Origin of the sequence: Corallococcus sp. CA049B (assembly GCF_003611685.1) — a bacterium.
In the GTDB taxonomy this organism is placed as follows: Bacteria; Myxococcota; Myxococcia; order Myxococcales; family Myxococcaceae; genus Corallococcus; species Corallococcus coralloides.
The window spans coordinates 1-5663 of record NZ_RAWC01000344.1 but is presented as its reverse complement, the minus strand read 5'-3'; the positions used below and the strand labels follow the sequence as shown (position 1 = coordinate 5663).

6 protein-coding genes are annotated in these 5663 nt (G+C 66.5%); 1 reads left to right on the top strand and 5 read right to left on the bottom strand.

Features of this window, described 5'->3' with window-relative positions; translation table 11 throughout:
- A partial coding sequence (locus D7W82_RS37995; RefSeq protein ID WP_233588186.1) for a DUF481 domain-containing protein occupies positions 1 to 852 on the top strand: 852 nt, incomplete at its 5' end.
- A 91-nt stretch (positions 853 to 943) separates the two neighbouring features.
- Here D7W82_RS37995 and D7W82_RS37990 read toward each other — a convergent pair.
- From D7W82_RS37990 to D7W82_RS37970, 5 genes are read right to left on the bottom strand one after another with little or no spacing between them, the layout of a single operon-like run.
- Positions 944 to 1384 carry a cytochrome C oxidase subunit IV family protein gene (locus tag D7W82_RS37990; protein WP_120622941.1) on the bottom strand — a complete coding sequence of 147 codons (441 nt, stop codon included), beginning with the start codon at positions 1382 to 1384 and terminating at the stop codon, positions 944 to 946.
- Between the two features lie 10 nt (positions 1385 to 1394).
- On the bottom strand, positions 1395 to 2057 hold the full coding sequence (locus D7W82_RS37985; RefSeq protein ID WP_120622940.1) for a cytochrome c oxidase subunit 3 family protein: 663 nt from the start codon (positions 2055 to 2057) through the stop codon (positions 1395 to 1397).
- Positions 2050 to 3726, bottom strand: coding sequence for a cytochrome c oxidase subunit I (locus tag D7W82_RS37980; RefSeq protein WP_120622939.1), 1677 nt, complete (start codon positions 3724 to 3726; stop codon positions 2050 to 2052). Before D7W82_RS37980 ends, D7W82_RS37985 begins: the two co-directional genes overlap by 8 nt.
- A complete protein-coding gene (gene coxB, locus D7W82_RS37975; protein WP_120622938.1) occupies positions 3710 to 4756 on the bottom strand; it encodes a cytochrome c oxidase subunit II in 1047 nt (348 codons plus the stop codon). Before coxB ends, D7W82_RS37980 begins: the two co-directional genes overlap by 17 nt.
- Positions 4753 to 5628 (bottom strand): SCO family protein, encoded by an 876-nt coding sequence (locus D7W82_RS37970; RefSeq protein WP_120622937.1) that lies wholly within the window; start codon positions 5626 to 5628, stop codon positions 4753 to 4755. The genes coxB and D7W82_RS37970 overlap by 4 nt, the downstream gene beginning before the upstream one ends.
- Positions 5629 to 5663: the final 35 nt, after the last annotated feature.

Sequence of the window (5663 nt, the reverse complement as noted above, 5' to 3'; positions counted from 1 at the left end):
GCCGAGGCCAGCGCCCGGCTCGCCGAGGCCATCGAGAAGCTGGCCGAGGTGACCGCGCGCGGGCCCATCGCCCCGCCTCCCGCGCCTGCCCCCGAGGCCGCCGCCGCGCCAGCCCCCGCGAAGCCCAGCACCTGGGACGTCAGCGTGGGCCTGAGCCTCATCTCCCTCACCGGCAACGCGTCCACGCTGACCGTGAGCGGCCTGGCCAGCGCGCTGCGCAAGACGGAGAACTGGATCTACTCCGTGAAGGCCTACGGCGCGTACGGCCGCAGCCGCCCGCCCGAGGTGGAAGGGGAGGTGGAGTCCCTGTCCCAGGTGGTGGCCCTCAACGCCGGCGTCGAGCTGCGTGGGGACCGCCGCTTCACGCAGGAGATCAGCGGCTACCTGCTGGCCGGCGCGGACACGGACCACATCAAGAGCATCGAGGCGCGGCCCTACGGTGAAGCCGGTGCCGGCATCCTCTGGTTCGACACCAAGAAGGACACGAAGACCGGCACGAACGAGGCCATCCTGCGCACCGACTTCGCCTTCCGCTACGCGCGCGAACTGCGCTTCCAGTACTACCCGACACGCGTGGACCTGGGCGACGTGGACCTGGGCGGCCCGCGCTTCGGCGCCATGTTCCGCTACGGCCTCTCCAAGGACATCACCTTCCAGGAGGACGCGGAGATTCTGGTCAGCGTCATCTCCGACTCGCGCATCCTCTTCAGCAGCCAGACGCAGGTGATGGCGAACCTCACCGACGCGCTGGCCCTGGGCGTGGGCTTCCTCGTGAAGTCCGACAGCGCCCCGCCCCCGGGCAAGGTGTCCACCGACACGGCGCTCTCCTTCAACCTGACCGTCGCCCTGTAGTCCGGTAGCCCAGCCCGCCAAAAGCGACGCGGCGCCAGGGAAGAATCCCGGGCGCCGCGTTCGTGCTTCAGGGGACCGCGAGGGACGCGGGCTACTCGTGCGTCTCGTGGTTCTGCTTCTGGAGCTGCTGGTGGCCACCCGTGCGGCCTTCCGTCGGGTTCGCTCCGATGTCCACCGCCTGCAGGTCGCTGTACTGCGACCCCGGCGGGTTGGCCAGACGGAAGCGGGTGCCCAGGTCCATCAGCGAGAAGCCGATGAGCAGCACCACGAACAGGATGGACACGCCGAACACCAGGCGGTTGGCGCCCTGATGCTCCGACAGGTGCATGAAGTACAGCGCCACCAGCGTGCCCTTCACGCTGGCGATGATGAGCGCGAGCACCAGACCGAAGTCAGGCAGGTGCATGCGGCCGGTGAAAACGGTGACGAGCGTCAGCACGAGCAGGGCAATCCAGATGACCACGTAGCGCCCGGCGCCGTGGTGCTCCTGCATGTTGTGCTCTTCCTGACGCGATTCGTTGGCGATGGCCATGTCGTAACCCTCAGACCAGGTACAGCATCGGGAAGAGGAAGATCCACACCAGGTCGACGAGGTGCCAGTACATGGAGCCCAGCTCGACCTGCGTGTAGTTGTTCGCGTTGAAGTCCCCGACGCGGTACGCGCGCACCGTGGCGAACGCCAGCACCGTCATGCCGATGACGACGTGCAGGGCGTGCAGCGCCGTGGAGGCGAAGTACACGGTGAAGTACAGCGGCGCGCCCGGCAGCTGGATGCCTTCGTAGAAGTAGTAGCGGCCCGGCAGCGTCCCGATGTGGAACTTGTGCTTGTACTCGAAGAACTTGATGACGAGGAAGCCCACCGCCATCAGGAGGGTGAGCACGTTCATGTGCCCCACCATCGCGTTCTTCCCCTCCTTGGCGTAGTGCACCGCCATGGCGGCGGTGAACGAGGAGGTGATGAGCACCACCGTGTTGATGGTGCCCATCGTCAGGTCCAGGCTGCGGCTGGCCGCCGCCCACGCTTCCGGGAACAGGAATCGGTAGGCCGCGTAGCACGCGAACAGACCCGCGAAGAGCAGGATTTCCGTGGCGAGGAACAGCCACATGCCCAACCGCGCCGCGTGCTTCTGGACCTCCAGCGACGCGAAGTGGGCAGCCAGCTTGGGACCGGGCACCGAGCCCGGCGTCACGTGAGCGCTAGACATCCGACACCTCGCCCTCGGCCTTCTTCGGATCCACGTAGAAGTGCGGCTCCTCGGGATACGTCGGCTGGGGCCCGATGAAGTTGTGCGTGGGCGGAGGGGAGTGGGTCAGCCACTCGTAGCCCTTGCTGTTCCACGGGTTGTCCACGCGCTCGCCGTAGATGAGCGCGTAGGTCAGGTAGATGGCGATGATGATGAAGCCGAACGCGAGCAGCGACGCACCGGCCGTGGACGCCACGTTCAGCGCCTGGAAGCGCTCCGGGTACTCGTAGTAGCGGCGCGGCATGCCCGCGTTGCCCACGAGGAACTGGGGGATGAACGTCGCGTTGAAGCCCAGGATGATGAGGGCCGCGGAAACCAGGCCCCACCCCTCGTGGTACATCTTCCCGAACATCTTCGGGAACCAGTAGTGGAGCGCGGCCAGGAAGGCCATGATCGTCGCGCCCACCATGATGAAGTGGAAGTGCGCCACGACGAAGTAGGTGTCGTGCCACGCCACGTCCAGCGACACCGTCGCCACCGCGATGCCCGTCATGCCGCCGAACACGGTGAAGAACAGGAAGCCGCAGAAGTAGGCGAACGGGGTGCTGAACTCCACCGCGCCCTTGTAGACGGTGCCCACCCAGTTGAAGACCTTGATGGCCGTGAACACGCCCACCAGCATCGACAGCACGCCGAACACGCCGGCGTTGAAGGTGGACTGGCCGGACACGAACATGTGGTGGCCCCAGGCGAAGAAGCCCACGAACGCGATGCCCACGCTGGAGTACGCCACCGCGCGGTAGCCGAAGATGTTCTTGCGGCTGAACGTGGAGACGATCTCGCTCATCACGCCGAACGCCGGCAGCACCATGATGTACACGGCCGGGTGGCTGTAGAACCAGAACAGGTGCTGGAAGAGCACCGGGTCACCGCCGCGGGCCACGTCGAACATGCCCAGGCTGAACAGGTTCTCCGCCGTCACCAGCAGCAGCAGCAGGCCAATCACCGGCGTCGCCAGCACCTGGATGCAGCTGGTGGCGTAGAGCGCCCACACCATCAGCGGCATCTTGAACCAGGTGATGCCCGGCGCGCGCATGGTGTGCGTGGTGACGATGAAGTTCATGCCCGTGAGGATGGAGCTGAACCCGATGATGAACGCGCCGAAGAGCACCGGCGCCACCGTGGTCGTCGTGTGCGCGCTGTACGGCGTGTAGAACGTCCAGCCGGTGTCCAGGCCGCCGTTGAGCATGCCCCAGAGCGCGAAGCCCGCGCCCGCCAGGTACACGTAGAGCGACAGCAGGTTCAGCCGGGGGAAGGCCACGTCCTTGGCGCCCAGCATCAGCGGCAGCATGAAGTTGCCGAAGATGCCCGGGATGGCGGGGATCATGAACAGGAAGATCATGACCACGCCATGCAGCGTGAAGACGCGGTTGTACGTCATCGCGTCCATGATGGTCGGGCCGGGCGTGAGCAGCTCGATCCGGATGAGCAGCGCGAAGATGCCGCCCACCAGGAAGAAGAGCAGGATCCACGCCATGTACATGATGCCGATGCGCTTGTGGTCCACCGTCAGCAGCCACGACTTCACCGTGGTGCCGTCCGTCAGGTAGCTCGGGTGGTGGCCGTGGTCGTCGTGCGCCTCATGGCCGGGGACGGCCCCCGGCGCGGCGATGCTACTGGATGGGGTCATAGGCGGGGCCCTCGGAAGCGGTCTCGCGCACGTTCGCGGTGCGCAGCGTCTTGATGTACTCGACGATGGCGGCCGACTCGGGGCCCTGCAGCTTGCCCTGGTAGGTCGGCATCACGTTCTGGTAGCCGGCGACGATGTGCGCGCCCGGGTCCATCATCGACTGGGTGATGTAGGCTTCATCCACGCGGATGCTCTGGCCATCGTCGAGCTTCTCCTCGCGCTCGTACATGCCCAGGAAGGTGGGGCCGATGTGCTTGGAGCCGTCCACCGAGTGGCACTTGAGGCAGCCCTGCGTGCCCACCAGCTTCTGGCCCTGCTCGGCCATGCGGGCGACGGGCGGCACGAGCGACGTGTCCGCCAGCGCGTCCTGCCGGTCCTGCAGGCGGCCACGCTGCTGCTCCTTCAGCCAGTTCTCGTAGTCCTCCGGCGCGAGCACGACGACCTCCGCCAGCATCTTCGAGTGCGACAGGCCGCAGTACTCGGTGCAGAGCACCTGGTACGTGCCGGGCTTCGTCGCCTCGAACCAGGCCTGCGTGTAGCGGCCCGGCACCGCGTCCATCTTGATGCGGAAGGACGGGACGTAGAAGGAGTGGATGACGTCGCGGGACGTGATGAGCAGGCGCACCGGGCGGTTGGCCGGCACGTGCAGCACGTTCACGCCGTTGGGGCCCTCCGGGTAGGAGAACTTCCACATCCACTGCTTGCCCATGACGTAGACATCCATCGAGTCCTTGGGCGGAGTGGTGTACCAGGTGAAGTCCCGGAACCCGATGGCGAACCACGCCAGGAAGAACACCAGCGGGACGGAGACGAAGAGGAACTCCGTCTTCAGGTCCGGCACCACATATTCCGTGTGCTGGTGGGTCTCCCGCCGGCGGTAGCGGAAGAACATGAAGAGCGCCGCGAGGCCGACGCCCGCGGACATCACCATCGTCGTGCCGACGACGAAGTAGTGCAGGAAGTCGACCCGTTCCGCGAACGTGGACGCGCGCTCCGGGAGGAACAGGAATTGGTTGGCCAGGTCGCTCATGTAGTCGCGCCTTTCTTCAGCTCGCGCCTCCAGAAATAGATCAGCATCGTGGCCAGGGCGCCGAAGACAGCCAGGGAGCCCAGGCGGATGAACCCGAAGATGTAGAAACCGTACCGCCGCGTGGCGGTGTCATACTTGAAACAGGACATGACGATGCGATCGACGCTCGTCCCGACCCGACCGCCCGCTGCTTCCAGCAGCGAAAGCTTCACGTCCTTGCGGTCGAACGACGTGCCGTAGAGGTAGCGGGAGATGCTCCCCTCCGGGGTGAGCACGGTGACCACCGCGGGGTGGGCGTACTGCTTCGTGCTCGGTTCATACGTGTACTTGAAGCCCACGGCATCAGCGAGCTTGTGGATGTTCTCGTCGGTGCCGGTGAGGAAGTGCCACGGAGCCGTCTCCGGCTTGCCCATGGACTGGAGATACTTGCGCCTGCGCTCCGTGCTCTGCGCCGGGGTGTCCTTGGGGTCGATGCTGACGGTGACGGCCTCGTAGTCCTTGCCCAGCTCCAGGCCCAGCTCGCGCATCACGCGGACCTGCTCGTTGATGACGAGGTTACAGAGCATGGGGCACTCGTAATAGACGAGCGTGAGCAGGGTGGGGCGCGTCTTGGACAGCAGCGTGCCCAGCCGCACCTCTTCCCCGGTGGAGTCCAGGAATCGGGTCTCCAGGGGGAGCGGCTCTCCCAGGTGCTCCACCACGTCCACCCCCGTCACCGGCGGGGGCAGGTCGGAGTCCGCCTCCACGATGGCGCGGGGCGTCTTGCCTCCACCCGGCAGGGCGAACGCGGGCGTGGCGCTGGTGAGCACCAGCGCGAGCGCCGCGAGGAGCCCGGCGGCGCGGGCGGAGCAGGGAGGAGGAAGGGACGGCATGGCGGGGGACGGCTCGGGGGCAGGAGGAGCGGGTG